General features: G+C 64.0%; 14 protein-coding genes. 8 read left to right on the top strand and 6 right to left on the bottom strand.

Annotated elements, in window-relative coordinates; all coding sequences use genetic code 11:
* Positions 1-567: 567 nt before the first annotated feature.
* The 3 genes from ACODSP_RS19355 (at position 568) to ACODSP_RS19345 (ending at position 4,132) form a co-directional block, all read left to right on the top strand.
* Entirely contained in the window at positions 568-1,542 is a 975-nt protein-coding gene (locus tag ACODSP_RS19355) for a glycosyltransferase family 2 protein (protein ID WP_488967185.1), read from the top strand.
* Positions 1,543-1,704: 162 nt separating this feature from the next.
* Positions 1,705-3,156 carry a flippase gene (locus ACODSP_RS19350; protein WP_488967184.1) on the top strand — a complete coding sequence of 484 codons (1,452 nt, stop codon included), beginning with the start codon at positions 1,705-1,707 and terminating at the stop codon, positions 3,154-3,156.
* Between the two features lie 25 nt (positions 3,157-3,181).
* Positions 3,182-4,132 (top strand): glycosyltransferase family 2 protein, encoded by a 951-nt coding sequence (locus tag ACODSP_RS19345; RefSeq protein WP_488967183.1) that lies wholly within the window; start codon positions 3,182-3,184, stop codon positions 4,130-4,132.
* Positions 4,133-4,142: 10 nt separating this feature from the next.
* Here ACODSP_RS19345 and ACODSP_RS19340 read toward each other — a convergent pair whose 3' ends face one another.
* The 5 genes from ACODSP_RS19340 to ACODSP_RS19320 are packed head-to-tail and all read right to left on the bottom strand — an operon-like array spanning position 4,143 to position 12,806.
* Positions 4,143-5,474 (bottom strand): hypothetical protein, encoded by a 1,332-nt coding sequence (locus tag ACODSP_RS19340; RefSeq protein WP_488967182.1) that lies wholly within the window; start codon positions 5,472-5,474, stop codon positions 4,143-4,145.
* Positions 5,471-6,385: a hypothetical protein gene (locus tag ACODSP_RS19335; RefSeq protein WP_488967181.1), complete on the bottom strand. Its 915-nt coding sequence runs from the start codon at positions 6,383-6,385 to the stop codon at positions 5,471-5,473. Before ACODSP_RS19335 ends, ACODSP_RS19340 begins: the two co-directional genes overlap by 4 nt.
* Positions 6,382-7,281 (bottom strand): hypothetical protein, encoded by a 900-nt coding sequence (locus tag ACODSP_RS19330; protein ID WP_488967180.1) that lies wholly within the window; start codon positions 7,279-7,281, stop codon positions 6,382-6,384. Before ACODSP_RS19330 ends, ACODSP_RS19335 begins: the two co-directional genes overlap by 4 nt.
* 38 nt (positions 7,282-7,319) lie before the next feature.
* Entirely contained in the window at positions 7,320-9,839 is a 2,520-nt protein-coding gene (locus tag ACODSP_RS19325; protein WP_488967210.1) for a YjbH domain-containing protein, read from the bottom strand.
* Between the two features lie 18 nt (positions 9,840-9,857).
* Positions 9,858-12,806 carry an SLBB domain-containing protein gene (locus ACODSP_RS19320; RefSeq protein WP_488967179.1) on the bottom strand — a complete coding sequence of 983 codons (2,949 nt, stop codon included), beginning with the start codon at positions 12,804-12,806 and terminating at the stop codon, positions 9,858-9,860.
* Positions 12,807-12,816: 10 nt separating this feature from the next.
* Here ACODSP_RS19320 and ACODSP_RS19315 point away from each other — a divergent pair, with 10 nt between their 5' ends.
* Positions 12,817-13,524 carry a YjbF family lipoprotein gene (locus tag ACODSP_RS19315; protein WP_488967178.1) on the top strand — a complete coding sequence of 236 codons (708 nt, stop codon included), beginning with the start codon at positions 12,817-12,819 and terminating at the stop codon, positions 13,522-13,524.
* A gap of 142 nt (positions 13,525-13,666) precedes the next feature.
* On the opposite strand, the gene ACODSP_RS19310 is transcribed toward ACODSP_RS19315, so the two are convergent.
* Positions 13,667-13,996, bottom strand: coding sequence for a hypothetical protein (locus ACODSP_RS19310; protein ID WP_488967177.1), 330 nt, complete (start codon positions 13,994-13,996; stop codon positions 13,667-13,669).
* 432 nt (positions 13,997-14,428) lie between these two features.
* On the opposite strand from ACODSP_RS19310, the gene ACODSP_RS19305 reads away from it, so the two are divergent.
* The 4 genes from ACODSP_RS19305 (at position 14,429) to ACODSP_RS19290 (ending at position 19,302) form a co-directional block, all read left to right on the top strand.
* Positions 14,429-14,926 (top strand): hypothetical protein, encoded by a 498-nt coding sequence (locus ACODSP_RS19305; RefSeq protein ID WP_488967176.1) that lies wholly within the window; start codon positions 14,429-14,431, stop codon positions 14,924-14,926.
* A gap of 97 nt (positions 14,927-15,023) precedes the next feature.
* Entirely contained in the window at positions 15,024-15,215 is a 192-nt protein-coding gene (locus tag ACODSP_RS19300; RefSeq protein WP_054169837.1) for a hypothetical protein, read from the top strand.
* A gap of 168 nt (positions 15,216-15,383) precedes the next feature.
* Positions 15,384-18,923, top strand: a complete 3,540-nt coding sequence (locus tag ACODSP_RS19295; protein WP_488967175.1) for a PAS domain S-box protein — start codon at positions 15,384-15,386, stop codon at positions 18,921-18,923.
* A complete protein-coding gene (locus ACODSP_RS19290) occupies positions 18,907-19,302 on the top strand; it encodes a response regulator (protein WP_488967174.1) in 396 nt (131 codons plus the stop codon). Before ACODSP_RS19295 ends, ACODSP_RS19290 begins: the two co-directional genes overlap by 17 nt.
* The last annotated feature ends 54 nt before the right edge of the window (positions 19,303-19,356 follow it).

Genomic DNA, 19,356 nt, shown 5'->3' with positions numbered 1-19,356 from the left:
AACTTACTCAGGTAGGAACAGCATCGAGCCCAAAGGGCAAATCGCAGCCGAACCCGGCCGCATATGGCAGTTGGTAAGACCGTGCGGTCTTGGTTGTCGACCGCACACCGCGGAAACAACGACCATTCTGAAAGTTAATTTGCTCGCTTGCTGTACCACCAGGATCGTTTGCACCAGAGTTGCGCATTAGGTTCTTTATGCGAGGGAACCACGCCACGCAAGAGGCAATTTGGCGAAACGGGTACGGCGGATTCACAAAAGTTCAGCAACTCACTAACATGAGGTCGCTGTTGATTTGGCGCACTTCAAGAACGGCTCACAACATATTGATTTTATTGGAGTATTTTTGAAGCGTTAAAATAGTGATAATTTCGCAACACGAGGGCAGCAAAATTTGCCGGGCAGATGTCATGGGGACGTCCATCTTCTCCACCCCCCTGCACACCTTCAGGCAACCACAACAAGCCCTTTGATTCGTAGAATTTGCTGCGACGCGGGACCCAACCCGCGTTGACGGGGCGGCGGGTGCGGGGCTATGCCGGACATACGCTATATAAGGGATGAATCATGGGCACCGCAGACCGTCCGGTATGGGTAGTGCTGTTGAACTGGAAGGGCGCGGATGACACAATCGCCTGCATCCGCAGCCTGCTGGCCATGGATGATCAGGGGTGGCGGCTGGCCGTCTGTGACAACGCATCCCCCGACGATTCCATGCCCCGCCTGCGGGCCGCCATGGACACCGGCTTCGGCGAGGACTGGACCGAACTGACCGAGGCGGATGTCGATAGGGTGACGCCGGCAACGCGTGCTTTCCTGATCCGCAATGCGGGAAATCATGGCTATGCCGGTGGCAACAATGTCGGTCTGCGACTGGCCCTGAAGGATTCGGGGATGAGCCATTGCTGGGTACTGAACAACGACACGGAAGTGGCCACCGACGCGCTGTCGCAGGTGTTGCGCCACGCTGCCGCCCACCCGGACCAGGGCATCATCGGCTCCACCCTTGCCTATTATGACAGGCCGCAGATCATGCAGGCGGCAGGCGGGGCGCAGTATAACCGCTGGACCGGCATGGTGCGGCTGATCGGTCACGCCCAGCCGGTCGCCGATGCGGCGGCATATGCGGGGACTAGGCTGGATTTCGTGGTGGGGGCCGCCATGCTGATCCGCCGTGCCTGGCTGGAGCAGGTCGGGCTGATGGATGCCAGCTACTTCCTTTATCTGGAGGAGATCGACTATTGCCGCAAAGGCGCTGACCGCTTCTCCCTGGGCTTCGCGCCGGCCAGCATCGTGCTGCACAAGGAAGGCGGGTCCACCGGCGGCAAGCGCGCGGATATCAGCGAGCTGGCGGATTTCTACAATATCCGCAACCGGCTGCGGGTGACGTGGCGGCACTTCCCCTATGCGATGCCGACCGTGATGGCCGGCCTGTTCATCACCATTGTCAACCGCATCCGTCGCAAACAATGGGACCGGGTCGGCATGGTCGTCCGCATCATGTTCAACTTCAAGCGCATCGACTACAAGGATATCCGCTGAACCCGCCGCTTTGCTGGCGTCTTGACGGGCGCCGATGGGCGTGAGAGAAGCCGTCGCCCACCCCCCGGACTTAACTTTCCAGACAAGACAGGGTCGGGATATGCCCGGTCTGCGACCGGCCCGGTGGAATTAAAGCGGGGATTGTGCGTGGAACATCGAAGCATGAAGAAGAATTTCTTCTTCAACCTTATTGGCATGGCCCTGCCGATCGTTTCCTCTCTGGTGACGGTACCGATCTATATCCACCATATGGGGGTGGAGCGGTACGGCGTACTTTCTGTTGTCTGGATCCTTCTTGGATATCTGGGCTTTCTGGATTTCGGCCTGTCGCGCGCATCCGCCCATGCCCTGGCCCGCCTGGCCCATGCACCCGCCGAGGAACGGGGCCGTGTCCTGATGTCAGCCCTGTACCTGAACACAGGCCTTGGTCTTGTCGGCGGGGTCGTCATCTATCTTGGGGCCGGCATCCTGTTTAAGACGGTTTTCGGCCTGCCGCCCGCCATCTGGGCGGAGGTGCAGACCAGCCTGCCCTGGATCGCGTCCATGCTGCCCCTGGCCCTGCTGACGGGGGTGGGGGTCGGCGCGCTGGAATCGCGGGAGCGGTTCCTGGCGGCCAACCTTCTGCAAACCTCCGCCCTGGTCAGTGGGCAGGTGTTGCCGGCGCTGGCGGCCATGTTCATCTCCCCCGCCCTGGACACGGTGCTGCCCACCGCGTTCGGCGTCCGCCTTGTCGCACTGCTGCTGCTGCTGACCGTGCTGGCACGGTGGGAGAAGCTGCGCCTTTACCGCTATGACCGGCGGGCCGGCACCTCGCTTTTCCAATATGGGGCCTGGGCCACCGTCACCAACGTGGTCAGCCCCATCCTGGCCTCCGTTGACCAGTTCTTTCTGGGGGCGAAGGCGGGTGCGGGTGCCGTCTCCTACTATGCGGTGCCGATGAATCTGGCCACCCGCATGCAGATCGTGGCCGCCGCCCTGTCGCGGGCCGTGTTCCCCCGCTTCGCGCGGTATGAGGAGCAGGAAGCCCGCGATCTGGCAGCACGCGCCACCACCGCGCTGGCCTATCTGTTCGGCGCCTGCTGTGCCGCCGGCCTGTTCCTGATCGGCCCCTTCCTGGCCCTTTGGATCAGCCCGGATTTCGCACAGACGGCAGCGCCGGTCGGCCGGGTTCTGATTCTGGGCGCCTGGATCAACGGCCTGGCCTTCATCGCTCTGTCGCTGCTGCAGGGCCGGGGGCGGCCGGATCTGGCCGCCCGCATCCATCTCCTGGAACTGCTGCCCTTTGTCCTGATTCTCTGGTTCCTGGTCGACCGTTTCGGCACCATCGGGGCCGCCTGGGCCTGGACGATCCGGGTCACGGTCGATGCCTTGCTGCTGATGTGGTTTGGGGGGATTCGGGAGCGGGCGATGGCGGCCCTGTTGCCCGCCCTGGCCATGCTGGTCGGCAGTTTCCTGCTGATCGAATATGATATCGCTGTGGGCGGCTGGCAGGCCCTGCTGGAAGCCAGCCTTGCCTTTGCCCTTGTCGGGTCCCTGGGCCTGATGGTGGACCGGCATCTGCGGCGTCTGGTTCAACAGCTTCTGTCGGGCCTCAGGCAGCGATATCTGTCATGATTGGCAGCGTGCGCGGGGTCACGACATGAACGGATCGGTCGATATTCTGCTGGCCACCTACAATGGTGCCCGGTACCTGCCTGCCCTGCTGGCCTCATTGGAGGGGCAAACCGAGGCGGGGTTCCGGGTGCTGGTGGCCGATGACGGATCTTCGGATGGCACGACCGCGATTCTTGAAGATTGGGCCGCCAGAAGAGGCCCGCAGCGCGCGCAAGTTCTGACATTCCCTGACCGGGCCGGTGGTGCGCGGGGCAATTTCGCGCGCCTGCTGGCCGCCAGCGATGCCGACTATGTGCTGTTTGCCGACCAGGATGATGTTTGGCACCCGACAAAGCTTGCCCGCACGCTGGCGGCGCTGAAGGCGCTGGAAGCCGGCCACGGGACGGACGCGCCGTGCCTGGCCTTCTGCGACCTGCGCGTGGTGGAAGCCGACCTGACGGTACGCCATCCCAGTCTCTGGGCATTCCAGGGGCTGGATACGGAGGCCGGGCTGCATCCCCGTCACCTGCTGATGGAGAATGTCGTCACGGGCTGTGCCATGGGGATCAACGCGGCGGCCCGCCGCATCGCCCTGCCCATCCCCGCCGCCGCCATCATGCATGATTGGTGGCTGGCCCTGTGCTGCGTCTTCGCAGGCCATATCACGGCGATTCCCGAGGCCCTGATCGATTATCGCCAGCATGGCGGCAACGATGTCGGTGCCAGCCGGTGGAGCCTGTATCAGCGGTTTGTGGCCCGGCTGCGCTCCCGCCAGGACAAGGATGGCTATCGGCAGTTCCTGAACCAGCGGCTGGATCAGGCGGGCGCTGTCCTGCACCAGGTGGGCGCTGGCCTTGATGGGGGCCATCGCACGTTGCTGGAAAGCTTTGCGGGCTTGCGCAGCCGATCCTGGCTGTCCCGCCGCCTGACGGCGCTGAAATACGGATTCGGCCCCAGGGACATGCGCAAGCGGGCCGGCTTCCTGCTGCGCCTGTAGGCGATCAGTCCTACCGTTCCTTCAGCAGAATGGAGCGCGGCAGGATCAGCAGGGCAAAGAACAGCCAGAAGATCAGGGCCTGGGTCGGCTGATAGGTCAAGCCATTGGCGAAGGGCAGGTTGGCTACATAGCTGGCCATCACCACCACCATGCAAGTGAAGAACAGCCGCTGCCTGTGCAGCCCCATCCGGTGGCAATACCCGACCAGTGTCAGCAGGCGGACGGCGACCATGGCCAGGAAAGCCAGGAACACCAGCAGGTAAAACACCCCGCCCAGCGCCCAGAATTCCACCAGCTGATTATGCGCCATGATGGACAGCTCATCCGGCTGTGGCACCAGGGCGGTGGAGGACATGCCGAAGCCGCCCCCCGTCAGATGGCCCGTCGGCCCCTCCACCCGGTCCAGGTTGAAGAAGACCTTGGCCGGATGCTGGAACAGACGCTCATGAAAGGAGGTGCCGACATCCACGTCGTCAACCAGCACCGCTTCCTGGCTGCTGACGCCGAAGCTGGCCAGACTGACCAGCACGCGACCGCGCACGGACGGGACCAGGATGGCGATGCAGATCACCCCGACGACCATCAGGGTGAAACCGGCCATGGCCCGGAACGGGAATTTCTGAAACACGCGGAAGCGCGGGAGGAAGTTCAGGCCGACCAGGGTGACCACCGGGATGGCCAGATTGAAGATTGCTGCCTTGGACAGGCTGGCGATGGCGGCCACGACAATGGCCAGCCCCACCAGCATCTTCCACAGGCCGGGCCGCATCAGGATCAGGATGATGGCAAAGTAGAAGCCGGCGGAAATGCCAATGGCCGTCACATTGCCCAGGACGCTGGCATAGCGGTCGAAGCCACCCCGCTTATAGTCCGACCCCAGCCATTTCATTTCCCCGAACATCATCTGCCAGGGCACAGACAGATTGCCGATGGCCATGAAGATGGCAACGCCGACCACCGCCGCCACCAGGGTCTGGAAATCCCGGACATAGAGCAGGAAGGCCACCAGGATTGGGAAGGCGAACAGGAACCGCCCCAGACCGACCATCGCCCCCACCGGCGAGATATTGGTCAGCGACATGGTGAAGGACAGCAGCGCAAAGAACAGATAAACCAGCAGCAAGGCAGCGCCGGCAATCCCGTCCGCCTCCAGCCGCAGGGGCCGGCGGAACAGGTCCACCGCCATGATCAGCAGCGCAGCCCCCAGCAAGGGCGCGTACAGCACCGGCGACAGCTTTGCCAGACTGTTCAGGGCGACCGCCGCGCAGACGAAAATGATCTTCAGCGCATCCCAGTCAATACGGGACAGCACGCCACGGGACGGAGACAGCACCATCGTCATCGCCCACCCCCGACAGGATCGGGACGCAGGACGGGGGCCGTGGGATCGCGGCCCCCAAGCCCCGACAGGAAGGCAGCGATGCGGCGGCAACCCAGGGCACGGCCATCACGGCCCCGCAGCAGCAGAAGGACGCTGCGCCCCAGGAACAGCACGGCCCGGAACAGGAAATAGGGGCGGTCATCCGACGTCGGATACCGCAGATACTGGCCCACCAGATAGCCCTGACCCAGGGCATAGCGCCATTCCTTGGCCGCCAGATCGGGCCGGGGCAGGCGCCGCACGGGGCGGGCCGGCAGATAAGGGATACGCGTCAGGCCGAGGCGGGTGACGATCCGGTGCAGCAGGCGGGCATCCTCCCCCGACTGATGCGCAGATGTGGTGCCGGGACCGATCGTTTCATCGAAACGAAGAACGGTCAGGGCGTCGGCCCGGAACAGGCTGGACCAGATGAAGCCACGGAAAACTACGAATCCGGCCCGCACAGGGTGGAGCTGGTCGCTGCCGCCGGTAACCGGCTCGCTTGCGAAACAAACGGGCGCGCTGACCATCGGCGCGTCGCGCAAGGCCGCAACTGCCGCCGCCAGGAAAGCAGCGTCTGGCCGTACGGAGACATCGGTAAACATGACGGCATCCACAAGACCCAGCGCCGCGTCCAGGCCCCGGTTGCGGGCCGCCGATGCCCCGATGCGGTCCAGCATCAGAAGCCGAAGACGCGGATCGTCGGGCAGAGCCGGTACCACGCCATCGGCAGACTGCCAGCAGACGACGATCAATGCGGAGAGATGCGGCAACAGGGACAGTTCCGTCAGCAGATTGCCGACGCAATCCACCAGCAGGTCCCCTTCCCCCTCCACCGCCGGCACGATGAAGCCGACGCGGGTCAAGGCCGACATCTGCGGCCCGCTGCTCATGGCGCTACCGATGCCCGCGCCAGAAGCCGGGCAAAGCCGATGATCGCCAGGATGAACAGGCTGCCCAGCAGGGCGGCGATGAAGCTGATCACCACCGACAGCAGCGGTTGCGGGCTCACCGGCTCCACCGTCACGCTGATCGGGTCCAGCACCTGGAAGGAGAAGTACTCAGCACTCTCCGCCTTCACGATCTTGCTTTCATTCTCCGATATCCAGCGGATCATATATTCCTGAACGCCGCGGCTCTGCTCACCATTGAAACGTTCGCGCAGGGCCGCGTTTTCCTTCTCATAGACCGAGAGCTTCTGCTTGCGCAGGATCTCGTCCTGCTCGCGGATCACCTGTGATAGGAACAGCCGCGCGAAGGCCGGATCGTAATGACGGAAGGACAGGCGGGTCGAGCGGCTGTCGGAATTTTTGGAGACATCCAGGCTGGACAGGACAATGGCCCGCATCTCGAACGGGGTCGGCGCCTCCGCCGCCTTCATCCCGAAGACAAAGCGCAGCACCCGCCCCACCAGCGCCACCGGCGAGGAGGACGGCTTCCAGCGCTTCTGTTCGGCATCCCAGCGGTCGATGAAGACCGTCTGCGCGATCTTCGGTTCGGTCAGCAGCCGTTCGGCCAACTGGATCGACCCCATGGAGGCCAGGAAATTAGCAAAGTCCGGGTTGGTGCTGCCGCCGCCCATCAGGGCCTGGGCCAGGGACCCGCCCGTGGCAGCGCTCAACCCGTCCATCCGCGTGTCGGGGGGCAGCATTTCCAGGGAGGCCTGATACTGCTTGGTCGACAGCAGGAAGGTGGAAACGGTTACCAGGAAAATGCCGACGAACAAGGTCAGCAGCAGCCTGGAACGGCGCCGGTAGAACCGGATAATGTCATAGATAGTGAAATCCATTTATCAAATCCTTGCCAGGTTGCTGTCAGGCGGCGCCATCAATCCATCAACAGGTTCCAGTCGCGCCGCAGGGCGGCACCATCGGCGGTATTCACCTGGCCGATCAGGGGCCGGCGGCTGCTCAGCGTCTGACCACCGTCACGCGTCAAGGGACGCCACAGCCAGCCCAGGCTGCCACGGGTGGACTTCACATAGAGATTGTCCAGCGGAATGACGAAGTAAATGCCCTTGTCGAACCGTCCCTCGCCGAACTGCTTGGCGGAAACATTGGTGAAAGTGGCAAAGGCACCGACCGTGATGCCGCTGTCGAAGGTGCGGGAAAGCTCCAGCGTGCCGCCCTCGTCCCCCGCCAGATAGCGGCCCACCTTGACGCTGGCATCAACGCCCAGCGGCTCATAATGATAGTAAGCGGTCAGGTGACCGGTCACGACGTCATAGGGACGGAACTTGAACCACTGGTCATAGTCGCGCTGCTTGGCCCAGGCCACGTCCAGCCCAATGGCCCATTCCTTACCGAACGGCTTGTACAGGACCTCGCTGCCCACGCCGCCGAACATTTCTTCCAGATAGCCGCCATAGACGCGGGCATAGGTGTCGGTCCCGATCTCCCGCGTATAGTCGGCCTGGAGATAGGTCATCGCGGTCGTACCCTGTTGCAGGTACTCCTTGATGTCGGACCGGACACGCGGCAGCAAGCTGTCAGACGGGATGCGCATCTTGTCGAAATTGTTCGACACATCAATACCCAGCCCGCCGGCGACGTTCAGACCCGGTGCCAGGACCAGCGTGCCGTTCAGACGCACCCAGGCCTGATACAGGATGAAGCTTTCGGGGCGGCCCAAGGTCTGACGCAGGGCCGGACGAATGTTCCAGCCGACGCTGGGATATTCCACATCTTCGGGATGGCTGGCATCCTCGGCCTTGGCGGAGGGCCGTTCGATGCGGGTGCGCATCCAGGCTTCCTCGATGGAGCCGCCATAGGGGGACAAGGCGCGTTCCAGATCGACCCGGAACATCGTGGCCGACAGCATCTCAATGCCATTGTCCACGAAGATGATCTCGATCTCCTGATATTCCGGCGGCAGGACCGCCGCGGCTGTGCGGGCCGCACGCCCGATGGCCTTCGGCACCTGCCGATAGCGGCCATTGCCCAGGAACAGGGTGACCTTCGGGGCCTTGTAATCGACCGCTGACAGGAAGAAGCCCTGCTTCTGCAACTGGGCCGACAGTTCCTTGCGCACCGTCTCATCCGGCGCCTGGCCCGTAACGGGCGGGACGGGATAGAGGGCGGGGACCGGGGCGGGACTGGTGACGCGCAAGCCCGCATCCCGGCGCAGGCTGTCGGCCTCAAAACTGGTCACCATCCAGGGCAGGTTATATTCAACCCGCGTTACCTGGATGCGGCCCGTGAAATCGGGCGCCAGTTCTGCCGCGCGGCGGGCCAGATCATAGGACACGGCCACGCTGTCGCGCGCGGGCGTTCCCGCGACCGTGATGTTGATCTCACCGGCCATGCGGGCAAAATGCTGAAGCGCCAGACCATCCAGTGCGGCCTGCCGGCCCAGGCCCGTCCGTACATCATCCGCCGGCGTGGCAGCAGAACGCGGCGCATCCGGCACGGCAGCGGGCGCCGCCGAGGGGGCCGCGGCAGGGGCCGTGGGGATCAACGGGGGCGGCGGCGCGTCGATCTTGCCCGGCCCCTTCGCCTTATGGAAATTCGTTGTCGTTGCGAAACGAAGCATGGCGCGGTTGCCACGCTCCAATGCAGCACCGACCTGCAGCCAATCCCACGGCTTGTAATCAAAGCCAACATTGATGGGGATGGACTGTTTCAGGTCATTGTCCAGCGGCTCGCTCTGATAGTCGTTCGGGTCATATTCGAGCTTTAGGCGCAGGCCTTCCAGCGGGGTTTGCCAAGCAACACCGCCAAAAAGCGAGACGGGGCCCCGGAAAAAGTCCGTCGACAGGGCGCCGCCGCCTTCTGTGAAGCCGGTGGGGCGTGTCTTGAACTTTTTGGAGATCAGGCCCAGCGGATTGCTGAACTTGTTCTGGGTTCCCATATTGCCCCAGCCCATGCCCAGGGACAGGTCAAAGTCACCGAAGCTTTGATCCGCAACGATATATTCGGAACCGAAAAGACCGGTGCCGGCAATATCGCGCATGCCGACGGCCAGGTTCGGCCAGGTTGCATCGCCTTCGACCAGCCGCACCTTCACGTCGATGCCGCGGTCCTTATAGGACTGCAACCCGGAGAAATCCTCCGGCCCGTAATAGCGGTTGGCGACGCTGGTATAGCGCAGGGTGGCTTCCAGCCAGGGCAGGCCCTGCACCGTAATGAAATAGCGCGAATAGGGCCAGACATAGGTGAAGCCGGCATAGGCCTGACCATCGGGTGCTGCCCGGGCGACCGGGGTCTGGATCAGGCCCGTGCCGCCGAAATCGTTCACCGTCTCCGGTGGCCGCCAGGGCAGAAAGGGATTGTTCTCCTGGGCGGCGACCGGGGCCGCCATCGCCAGAAGTGCGATGGCGGCGGTTGCCGTCCTGCCGAAGCGGAACATGGTCACGATCTATCCGCCTCAGTTCCGGGAAATCACGGCCAGCGAGGCCGCCGACAGGGCCAGATCGCTCAACAGGCCCACGACCGTACGGGTCATGGTCAGGAAGTTGAACGGCTGCGGATCACGCGGCACCACGATGGTGGAACCCGGCGGGATCGGCACGCTGCCATCGCTGAAGCGACCCAGGCTCAAGGGCTCGGACTCGCCGTTGGGATAGATCACGAAGGCATCGGACTCTTCCGCCGCAGAGGTGGCACCACCGGCCATCTTGATATAATCGCGGGCCGCCTTGCCACTCTTGAACATCACAGAACCGGAGTTCAGCACCTCACCCGACACGGTCACATGCGAGGGGCGCTTGGGGATCGTCAGAACGTCGCCCGGCTCCAGCACGAAATCCAGTTCCGGACGCGCGGCCAACACGGTCGGATCAACCTCGACAACGACACGGCCCACGGCGCGCGCGCTCTTCAGGCTGTTCACCAGGCTTTGCAGGAAGGGCAGGGCCTGACGGGCCTGTTCGGCTTCCTGACCGGACGCGCTGGCCATGACGCTGGGGATGGACTGTTCCAGTTCCAGGGCCGCCCGGCGGAAGCCCGCCTCCTCCGCATCACGGACACGTTCACGCGTGAAGACGGCGCCATAGGGGAAGGCCTCCGGCGTCAGGCCGTCCACACGGCGCAGCAGGTCGGAAAGACGTTCGCCACGCTTGATATCATAGCGACCGGGACGCATGACCTCGCCGGCCACCTTGACCACGCCCACCTCGCGCTTGGCCACGCGGGCCGCGATGCGGACCACATCGCCGGGGTTCAGCGTGGACTGGTTCAGCTGACGCAGGCTCATGTCGCTCGTGCGCTCGCCCTGGACATTGGTCATTTCCACGGCATCGGAATCGGCATCCAGGGTCACGCCACCCACGGCCTTCAGCACCGTATCGGCCTTGGCGCCCGGCACGACGGGATAGACGCCGGGGAAACGCACTTCACCCTCGATGGAGATGGCGTATTCCAGCAGGAAGGGAAGCAGGTCGGGATGACGGTGGAAAATGCGCGGGCAGGAGCGGATGTCGATCACCGACGTGTCCGTTAGTTGCCGGGAACCGGTACGCATCGCCACCGAATAGCGCTGCTGCAAACCTTCCGACGCCAGCGAGGCCAGGGTCTGAAGGCCGCCGCACTCCACATCGGATTCGACCAGACGGACACCGGCGGGATTGGTCGGGTCCTGATAGGTCCCGATCAGACGGCGCGGGCGGCCCGTGCCATCGCTTTCGCGCCCATCCTGAAAGTCGTCCCGTGGGGTGACCTGCTGGCGGTCGCGATCCTGCTGATAGGCCTCATAGGCATCAAAACCTGTGCCCGCAGCCGTCTCATTGGCACGGCGGGTCTGGCTGCGCTGACCGGTCTGACGGCTGCTGGTTTCGTTGGACGGCAGGGGGGCTGCACCGGCCATGGCCAGCTTCTCGCCCGTGATGGTGCGGTCCACGGCCAGCTTCACGCTGGGCGGCTGTTCCCCGCGCAGGACGGCCTGCACGTCAGCCGAACCCAGATAGCGGATATCCGCCTGGCTCAACACGATGACGCGGTCCCGTTCGCGCAGCGAGATATTCATGGATCCATCCATGACGCGCTGCAGATCGACCGGCACATAGCGGCGCTGCCGCGTGGCCGGGTCCTCGGTATCGATGACGGCGAGCGGCAGATAGGGATTGGCCGACAGAACATAAGGCTCGTTCAGGACATCGCGCAGCGTCTTGGCCTGCGCCAATCCACGGCTGCCCGGCATTTCCGCCGCCCCTTCCAGGGCGAAGGCATCGCGCGGCAGCTCGACCGACACGATATCACCGGCCAGCACCTTGGCCCCGCCGGCGGCGTTGCGGATCACCTGATTGCGGCCCGACTTGTCCAGCCGCAGAACATCGATGCGGTTGCCGCGCGCACGCTGCGGCCCGCCGGCCAGTGCCAGCACGGCCGACAGGCCGGCCTCATCGGATTTCAGCTCGTAAATGCCGGGGCGCACCACATCGCCCTGCACCGCCACGGTTTCCCCGATGGCGGGCACCACGATCTGGTCCCCGTCCTGAAGCCGCAGATCATTCAGCGTACGGCTGCCCAGCAGCACATCATAGAGGTCCACCGCGATGGTGGTGTTGCCGCGCAGAATCTTCAGCGCACGCAGCGAACCCGACTTTTGAATGCCATCGGCCTGCGACAGGGCATCGACAAGGCTGGAAAAGCTGGTCAACGTGTAACGGCCCGGCGCACGGACCTCACCGGTCACCAGAACGCCGATGGAGCGCACGGAACCGACGGAAACGAAAACGTTGGTCTGGATGAAAGCGGACTGGGCCTGGGCCGTCAGATCCTCGCGGAATTCACCGAAGCGGCGACCGGCGGCAGCCACGGGGACCATGTTGGGCAGCACGATGCGCCCCTCACGGTCCACCCGCACGCTGGTCGTGCTGTTGACCTGACCACGCAATGTCACAACCAGCTCATCGCCGATGCCCAGGACATAATCATCCGGCACCGACCCGTTCAGCAGGGCCGTGGAGGTCAGGCGGCGCTCGTTGCGCAGGTCATAGCCAAACTGTTCCAGGCGCTTGCCCGCGCGCTGGCTATATTGCCGCTCCAGCGGCGAGGGGCGCCGCATTTCCGCGTTTTCCGCGAAGGCGGGGTCCATCGGGTCGCGCGCATCGAACTGCGTCTGACCGGACGGCATGTTGAGATAATTGTCGACACCCCCGGCACCCGTGCGGGACCGGTCCAGCTGGCTGCTGGCATTTTGCGGCGTGTTACCACGCTGGCCGAACTGGCTCTGCAGGTTTCGAAGGTCTATGGCCCCATCCGGCAACTCGATGGTCTGGGCAGCGGCGGGCATCACAGCACTGACAAGCAGGGCGGCACATGCTAGACCGACCTGCAAGTGCCGCCCACTGACGGCGCCCTTGAACACACGACGCATCGAGTTCTCCATGACACTTCCCAAAAGCGATTCCAAAGGCCACGCGACACTGCTGAACCGTCGCCAATGCCTGGGCGCGATCGCCACCACGCTGCTGCCAGCCACTGTTCTGACGGCATGCGGAGACCTGGGTAACACTGAATCTCCGTACTGGGCAACTGTGGCGGCGGTGGGTGGCATTGGCGGCAAGGCACCTGTGACGCGGGCGCAGGCAGATGCCCTGCCCTATGCCTCAATCCTGGCATGGCTGGAGGACAGCAGTGAGGCCTTCATGGTGCTGGGCGAAATCGGCGGAAATGGGGCGCTCTATTATTATAGCCAGACGCGGCAGGTGCTGGTGACGCGCGGCCCCTTCCTGATACAGACCGTGGGGCTGCCCGGCGATCTGTCGCGCACGTCATTTCCCCAGGATACCATCCCCGACCTGCGCACGCTGATCGGGAAGGAGTATATCCGCCATGTCGATATCCAGGCCGCAGGCCTGTTCGATGTTGCGGTCAAAGGCCGGTTCAGCGACCTGGGCACGGAAAAGCTCACCATCCTGGAACGCGACTTCACCCTGACCCACCTGCGTGAGGACGTGGTGATGACGGGGATGAAGCCCTTCAGCAATGATTACTGGATCGAACCGGCGACCGGCTTCTGCTGGAAAACCCGGCAGCATATTCACGACCGTACCGAGCCCGTGAATATCGAGATCATCAAGCCGGCGACGTGACCCGGAGCCTTGCGGCACCGCAGGACAGGGGATGTTCTGTGGCGCCGCCCGGCCAGCCACAAAACGCGCAAACAAGAAAAGGACCTCCGGAGCGATCCAGAGGTCCAGTTCTATAGCCCACAGCCTGCTGGTACGGACCCGATCAGCGGGTCGACGTCGCCGTGCGCGTGCTGGTGCTCGTGCTGGTCGGCGTGGTCTGGGTGCCAGGACCCGGACCCGGGCCGGGACCCGGCTGCTCTTCGTCACCACCACCAGAAGCGGCAGCCACGACGCCAGCAACGGCGACGGCGCCGACAACAGCAACGGTGCCCAGGGAACCCAGGGCGACGCCAGAAGCGCCCGCACCAGCGGCAGAACCGGTGGCGGTCGGAGCAGCCGCCGGCGCGGCGCCGGAAGCGCTCTGTGCGTTAGCGATGCTCGGGGCTGCGCCCAGCGCGATGGCGAACGTCAGAGCCAGGAGTTCCTTTTTCATTGGTAAATTCCCCAGAGGTTGGACCGATGTGCCTTATACCACTTCTTTTTCGCGTTGCGAGAGGCTTCTTGCGTGTGGCTGGGTCCAAAATACCATCATGACCAGCCGCATCAAGACTTTCCTGTCACACCATTATGCAGCGCCACTCACCCGGACCGTCACTGCGCAACCAAGTATAATCCTTGAATACCAATAATTTATGACAGGATGACGATCCCCTTCTTCGCCGCCCGCTTTCCCCACCCATACCATCAGCACAGGTGGCTTACCGCGAAATGGCGAGTGTTGCGGCACTGCAACGGCGAATGGTCATAGAAGGTTTGTTCGAGTGCTGTGGAAATACTCGCAACACCCGACAAGCAGGGGCGAATGCATTTCCCGCTTTGCAGACTGGCGATTCGGTTTATATCTTTTGGTGGAGGTATCTTTCGGATGCAAAGCAAATCAGCCGACCGGACCATTCGATTGCAGCTGGCATTGCTGCAGGAAGATCTGGCCCGTCTGCAGAATCGGTGCGCCGGTCTGCCCACTCCACCGGACGTTACCATCGCACTGCGGCAGTTCAAGGAGCTGGGCCCCGCCTTCGAAGCGGTGGCCGCCTTCACCTCGGTCATGCGGTCCAACACCAGGTCATTGGACGAGGAGCGGCGCGCCCAGGTGGAACGCCAGCTGCGTCAACTGACCGTGGCCCTGTGGCAGCTGCATCTGGGCGCCGTTGCCCCGCGCCTGGAGAAGATGGCCGCCAATATAAGCCATATGCCGATTGGAACGCGATTCGTGTTGGAGCGCTGGGTTAAACAACTTTCCGAAATGAAGAGTGAGACGGAGATCGTCGAGGGCCTGGAGCCCGCCCTGCTGGCCCGTGTCGAGGCCATGGCCGAAACGCTGGTCAACAACGCTCCCGACCTGATGGATTTCGGTCGCGGCTGAGCCCCTGACCGCTAGCCAACAGCGGGGCTGGGCGTGTAAACTCACCCGCATCAGCCGCCCCCACCGGGGCAGGCTCCAGCGGGAAACAGCAACGCGCATGAGCAGCATTCTTGATATTCTGAAGCCCTACGGCCGCCCCAACCCCAAGGAGGAGTCGATTCTCGACGCCATTCTGGAAAAGCTGGGCCGTGGGTCGCTGTCACCGGAAGACGCGATTGATGAGATCATCGAGCGGCTGAACTGGCCGCTGGAACGGGCGGCTGCCGAGGTCGACGGCTATCTGGAGTAGGCGATGGGGCGGTGCCGTCTCTCCCTAAGGACGTTATAAGCTTTAGGATAGGGAGACGTTCTGACGCTGGTTTGCACCGCCTGATTGCGTCATCGTCGTTCCGCGGGAAGGAACGGCGGACAGTTCGTTCCGGTCCGCATCCCGAATTGCGGAGCGGAATGACCGCGCATGCGCCTTCGCTTGCTGATCCCCCTGTTGATGCTGGTCATGGCCGCTGCCCTGGTGGCCCTGGCGGTCCTGGGGCTTTTGCGCGACTGGAACGACAAGCGCGCGGCCGACCGGTATCTGGCGGCCGATCAGGCGCGCGGCATGCTGGTCGAACTGGCGCTGGGTTGGGCGCTGGAACGCGGCACGACCTATGTCCTGCTGTCCCAGGAAACCGTGCCGGGGGAGGCACAGCTGGCCCCGCTGCGGTCGGTTCGCGCCCATACCGACACGCAGCTGGATACGCTGCTGACCCATCTTTCCCATCCCGATCAGGCCCCCAACGGCGCCACGGAACTTCTGGCCACGCTGCGCCAGGCGCGCAAAACCCTTGGGTCCATGCGCGAGCAGCTGGACGAGGCACTGCACCGGACACAGCAGGAGCGGCCCGACGATCTGGCGGAACGCTGGTTCGGCACCATGACGGGCCTGATCGATCAGGCCCGACTGTCGCATCAGATGCTGGCCGACCGTTCCCCCATCATCGACCCGCTGATCGCCGCGCATGCGCCGCTGCGCCAGTCGGCCTGGATCGCGGCGGAGCAGGCGGGGCGGCTGCGTGCCCTGCTGTCGGCGGCCCTGATACGCGGCGCCACCCCCAACACCATCGAAATGCTGGCGGAGTCAGAAACCCGCTTCACCCTGGCCTGGGAGAATGTCCGGCAGTTGGCCGCCCAGAGCGATGTCGGCATGGAGACGGTGCGAATCGCCACATCCGCCACCGACAGCCTGATCTCCAACCGGATCGAACCTTTCCGTCGAAGGGCCATGGATCTGGCCCGCGCCGGACAGATCGACCCGGTCTCCGCCGCCGACTGGTTCAGCATGGCAACGACGGGGATCGAGGCCGTGGAGGCGGTGCTGACCGCATCGAAATCGGTCACGGAGGTCCGGGCCCGCCGCCTGTCACAAGACGCGCTGGTCAGTCTGGCCCAGGGTGTGCTGCTGTGCCTGGCCACGCTGATCATTGGCGGTGTGGCCCTGCTGCTGGTGCATTGGCGGGTGCTGCGCCCGCTGGCCAAGCTGACCGAGGTGTTCGAGCAGATCGCGCGCGGGGAGACCGACGTGACGATGCCCGACATTTCAAGGCCGGATGAGGTCGGCGACCTGTCGCGCGCCGCCGGTGCCTTTCGGGCGGTGCATCTGGCAGGCCAGTCCCTGGCCGATGCCCTTCGCCGGCGTGAGCATCTGCTGGACCTGTTCATCCGGCATGCACCGGCGGCCATCGCCATGCTGGATACAAGGTTGCGCTATGTCGCCGTCAGCCGGCGCTGGCTGTCCGACTATGATCTGAACGACCGCGACCTGATCGGCCGCTCGCATTACGAGATTTTTCCAGAGATCGAGGAACGGTGGCGGAGCATCCATGAACGCTGCCTGGCCGGCGAACATGCCAGTGCCGCCGAGGATCAGTTCCAGCGCGCCGACGGTTCCGTCGTCTGGCTGCGCTGGGAAATCCATCCCTGGTACGATATCGACGGTGATGTCGGCGGTATCGTGATGTTCACCGAGGTGATCACGGCCCGCAAGCAGGCCGAGGATGAGATGCGCCGCCTGACCAGCGAGCTGCAGGCTATTGTCGACAGCGCCGACAACGCCATCATCGTCACCGACCCCAACGGCACCATTCGCGCCTTCAACCGTGGGGCGGAACGCATGCTGGGCTATACCGCCGCCGAGATGGTGGGCAAGGAAACGCCCAAATGCTTCCATGACATGGGCGAGGTGGCGCGCGCCGTCGCCAAGCTGACCACCGATCTGGGACAGCCGCCCGTCGATCCGTTCGAGGCCTTCGTGCACCGCGCCCGTCTGGGCAAGCGGGATCAGCGGGAATGGACCTATATCGCCCGCGATGGCCGCCGCTTCCCGGTTCTGCTGTCCGTCACCGCCATCCGCGACGGCCAGGGAGTAGTGACGGGCTTCCTGGGCGTGGCCAATGACATCTCGCACCTGAAGGAAATGGACCGGCTGAAGTCGGAATTCATTTCCACGGTCAGCCACGAACTGCGCACACCGCTGACTGCCATCCGCGCATCGCTGGGCATGATCAATTCCGACATGTTCGGCCCCCTGCCCGCCGATGCACGGCAATTGACGGATATCGCCCAGGAAAGCACCGAGCGCCTGATCCGCCTGATCAACGATCTGCTCGACATGGAGAAGATCGCATCGGGCAAGATGCGCTTCGATCTGGCGCCGCGGTCGCTGCCGGCCCTTCTGGACGAGGCGGTGCGTGACCATCTGGCCCTGGCGGAGCGGTCGCAGGTGAAGCTGGCCGCCGGTCCGGGTCTGACACCACAGACACGGCTGGAAGCCAAGGTCATGGCCGATCCGGATCGGTTGGCCCAGGCCTTCGCCAATCTGATCTCCAATGCCGTGAAATTCTCCCCGCCTGGCAGCACAGTGACCCTGTCAATGGAACTGCGTCCCGACGGTCTGGTGCGGGCCACGGTGGCGGACCAGGGGATCGGGATTGATGAGAGTTTCCGCGACCGCATTTTCCAGCGCTTCGCGCAGGCGGACGGTTCCGACAGCCGGGCCAAGGGCGGAACAGGCCTGGGCCTGGCCATCACCAAGGAGATCGTGGAGCGCCAGGGCGGGCAGATCGGGTTTGACAGTGTGCCTGGTCACGGCACCCGGTTTCATATCGATCTTCCGGTATTGCAGGATGCCAATGTCGTGCCGCCCCCTGCGATGCCGGCCCCGGTTCCCGCCGATATCCTGATCTGCGAGGATGATCCCCATATCGCCCGGCTTCTGTCGCTGATGCTGTCGCAGGCCGGCTTTACCCCGACCATCGCTGCAACGGCGGGGGAAGCCCTGTCCTTGCTGGCCCGCCATCCGTTCCAGGCCATGACCCTGGACCTGATGCTGCCCGACCTGCCAGGGGTCAGCCTGTTCCGCGCCATCCGTGCCCAGCCGGAAACCAGGGACCTGCCGGTTATCGTTGTCACAGCCAGCGGTGATGGCGAGCGCGATGCCATCGAGGGAGAGGCCGTGGGCGTCATCGACTGGCTGTCCAAGCCCATTGACGAGGAACGGCTGATCGCCGGTCTGCGCCGGGCCGTCCGCGATGATACGCCCCACCGCCCCCGTCTGCTGCATGTGGAGGATGACGCCGATATCCAGGCCGTCATCCGCCATCTCCTGTCTGGACAGGCGGAAATACACCCGGCCCCCACCCTGGCCGCAGCCATGGAGGCCGCCGCCGCCGGGCCGTTTGATATTGGGATCATCGATATCGACATGCCCGATGGCTGCGGCCTGGATGTCATCCCGCATCTGCGCGACCGGCAGGGACTGCCCGTGCCCATCGTGGTCTTTACCGGCGCCGATGCGGGGCCTGTGAAGATGCGGCAGGTCGCGGCAACACTGGTCAAGTCCAGGGCCCGCAACGAGGAACTGGTGGACACCATCCGCAGCCTGATACATAGGATGGCCCCCGAGTTGGAAACCGGCGCAATGTCAGCACCCGTGGAGACCCCCCATGATCCCCGCGCTTGAGCGTATCCTCTATGTCGAGGATGAGGAAATGCTGCGCACCGTTACCAATCTGGCTCTGACCCGGATCGGGAAGTTCACCGTGGAACTGTGCGACAGCGGGACCAAGGCCGTGGAGATGGCCAAGCGTTTCAAGCCGCAGCTGATCATGCTGGACGTGATGATGCCGGTGATGGACGGCCCCGCCACGCTGCGCGCACTGCAGGACGATCCGGAGACCACCGATATCCCCGTGATCTTCATCACCGCCAAGGTGCAGCCGCGCGAGGTGGAGACTTTTCTTGCGCTGGGCGTGGTGGATGTCATCGCCAAACCGTTCGAACCGATGGGCCTTGCCGGGCAGGTCCGTGGCGTCTGGAACCGCCTGAATGGGGGCGCATAAGGGCCTCCGCCCGTTCCTGTCACGCAACCACCATGGAATGGTGACATTTCTGTC

It is taken from the genome of Niveispirillum sp. FG156 (assembly GCF_057809555.1).
This window is presented reverse-complemented; position numbering and strand designations above follow the sequence as displayed.

Coding starts and splice junctions, on each gene's coding strand:
- ACODSP_RS19345 (WP_488967183.1), top strand. CDS start 3,182: ATGAACGGATCGGTCGATATTCTGCTGGCCACCTACAATGGTGCCCGG.
- ACODSP_RS19330 (WP_488967180.1), bottom strand. CDS start 7,281: ATGGATTTCACTATCTATGACATTATCCGGTTCTACCGGCGCCGTTCC.
- ACODSP_RS19310 (WP_488967177.1), bottom strand. CDS start 13,996: ATGAAAAAGGAACTCCTGGCTCTGACGTTCGCCATCGCGCTGGGCGCA.
- ACODSP_RS19290 (WP_488967174.1), top strand. CDS start 18,907: ATGATCCCCGCGCTTGAGCGTATCCTCTATGTCGAGGATGAGGAAATG.
- ACODSP_RS19305 (WP_488967176.1), top strand. CDS start 14,429: ATGCAAAGCAAATCAGCCGACCGGACCATTCGATTGCAGCTGGCATTG.
- ACODSP_RS19350 (WP_488967184.1), top strand. CDS start 1,705: ATGAAGAAGAATTTCTTCTTCAACCTTATTGGCATGGCCCTGCCGATC.
- ACODSP_RS19335 (WP_488967181.1), bottom strand. CDS start 6,385: ATGAGCAGCGGGCCGCAGATGTCGGCCTTGACCCGCGTCGGCTTCATC.
- ACODSP_RS19295 (WP_488967175.1), top strand. CDS start 15,384: ATGCGCCTTCGCTTGCTGATCCCCCTGTTGATGCTGGTCATGGCCGCT.
- ACODSP_RS19320 (WP_488967179.1), bottom strand. CDS start 12,806: ATGCGTCGTGTGTTCAAGGGCGCCGTCAGTGGGCGGCACTTGCAGGTC.
- ACODSP_RS19340 (WP_488967182.1), bottom strand. CDS start 5,474: ATGACGATGGTGCTGTCTCCGTCCCGTGGCGTGCTGTCCCGTATTGAC.
- ACODSP_RS19355 (WP_488967185.1), top strand. CDS start 568: ATGGGCACCGCAGACCGTCCGGTATGGGTAGTGCTGTTGAACTGGAAG.
- ACODSP_RS19315 (WP_488967178.1), top strand. CDS start 12,817: ATGACACTTCCCAAAAGCGATTCCAAAGGCCACGCGACACTGCTGAAC.
- ACODSP_RS19300 (WP_054169837.1), top strand. CDS start 15,024: ATGAGCAGCATTCTTGATATTCTGAAGCCCTACGGCCGCCCCAACCCC.
- ACODSP_RS19325 (WP_488967210.1), bottom strand. CDS start 9,839: ATGTTCCGCTTCGGCAGGACGGCAACCGCCGCCATCGCACTTCTGGCG.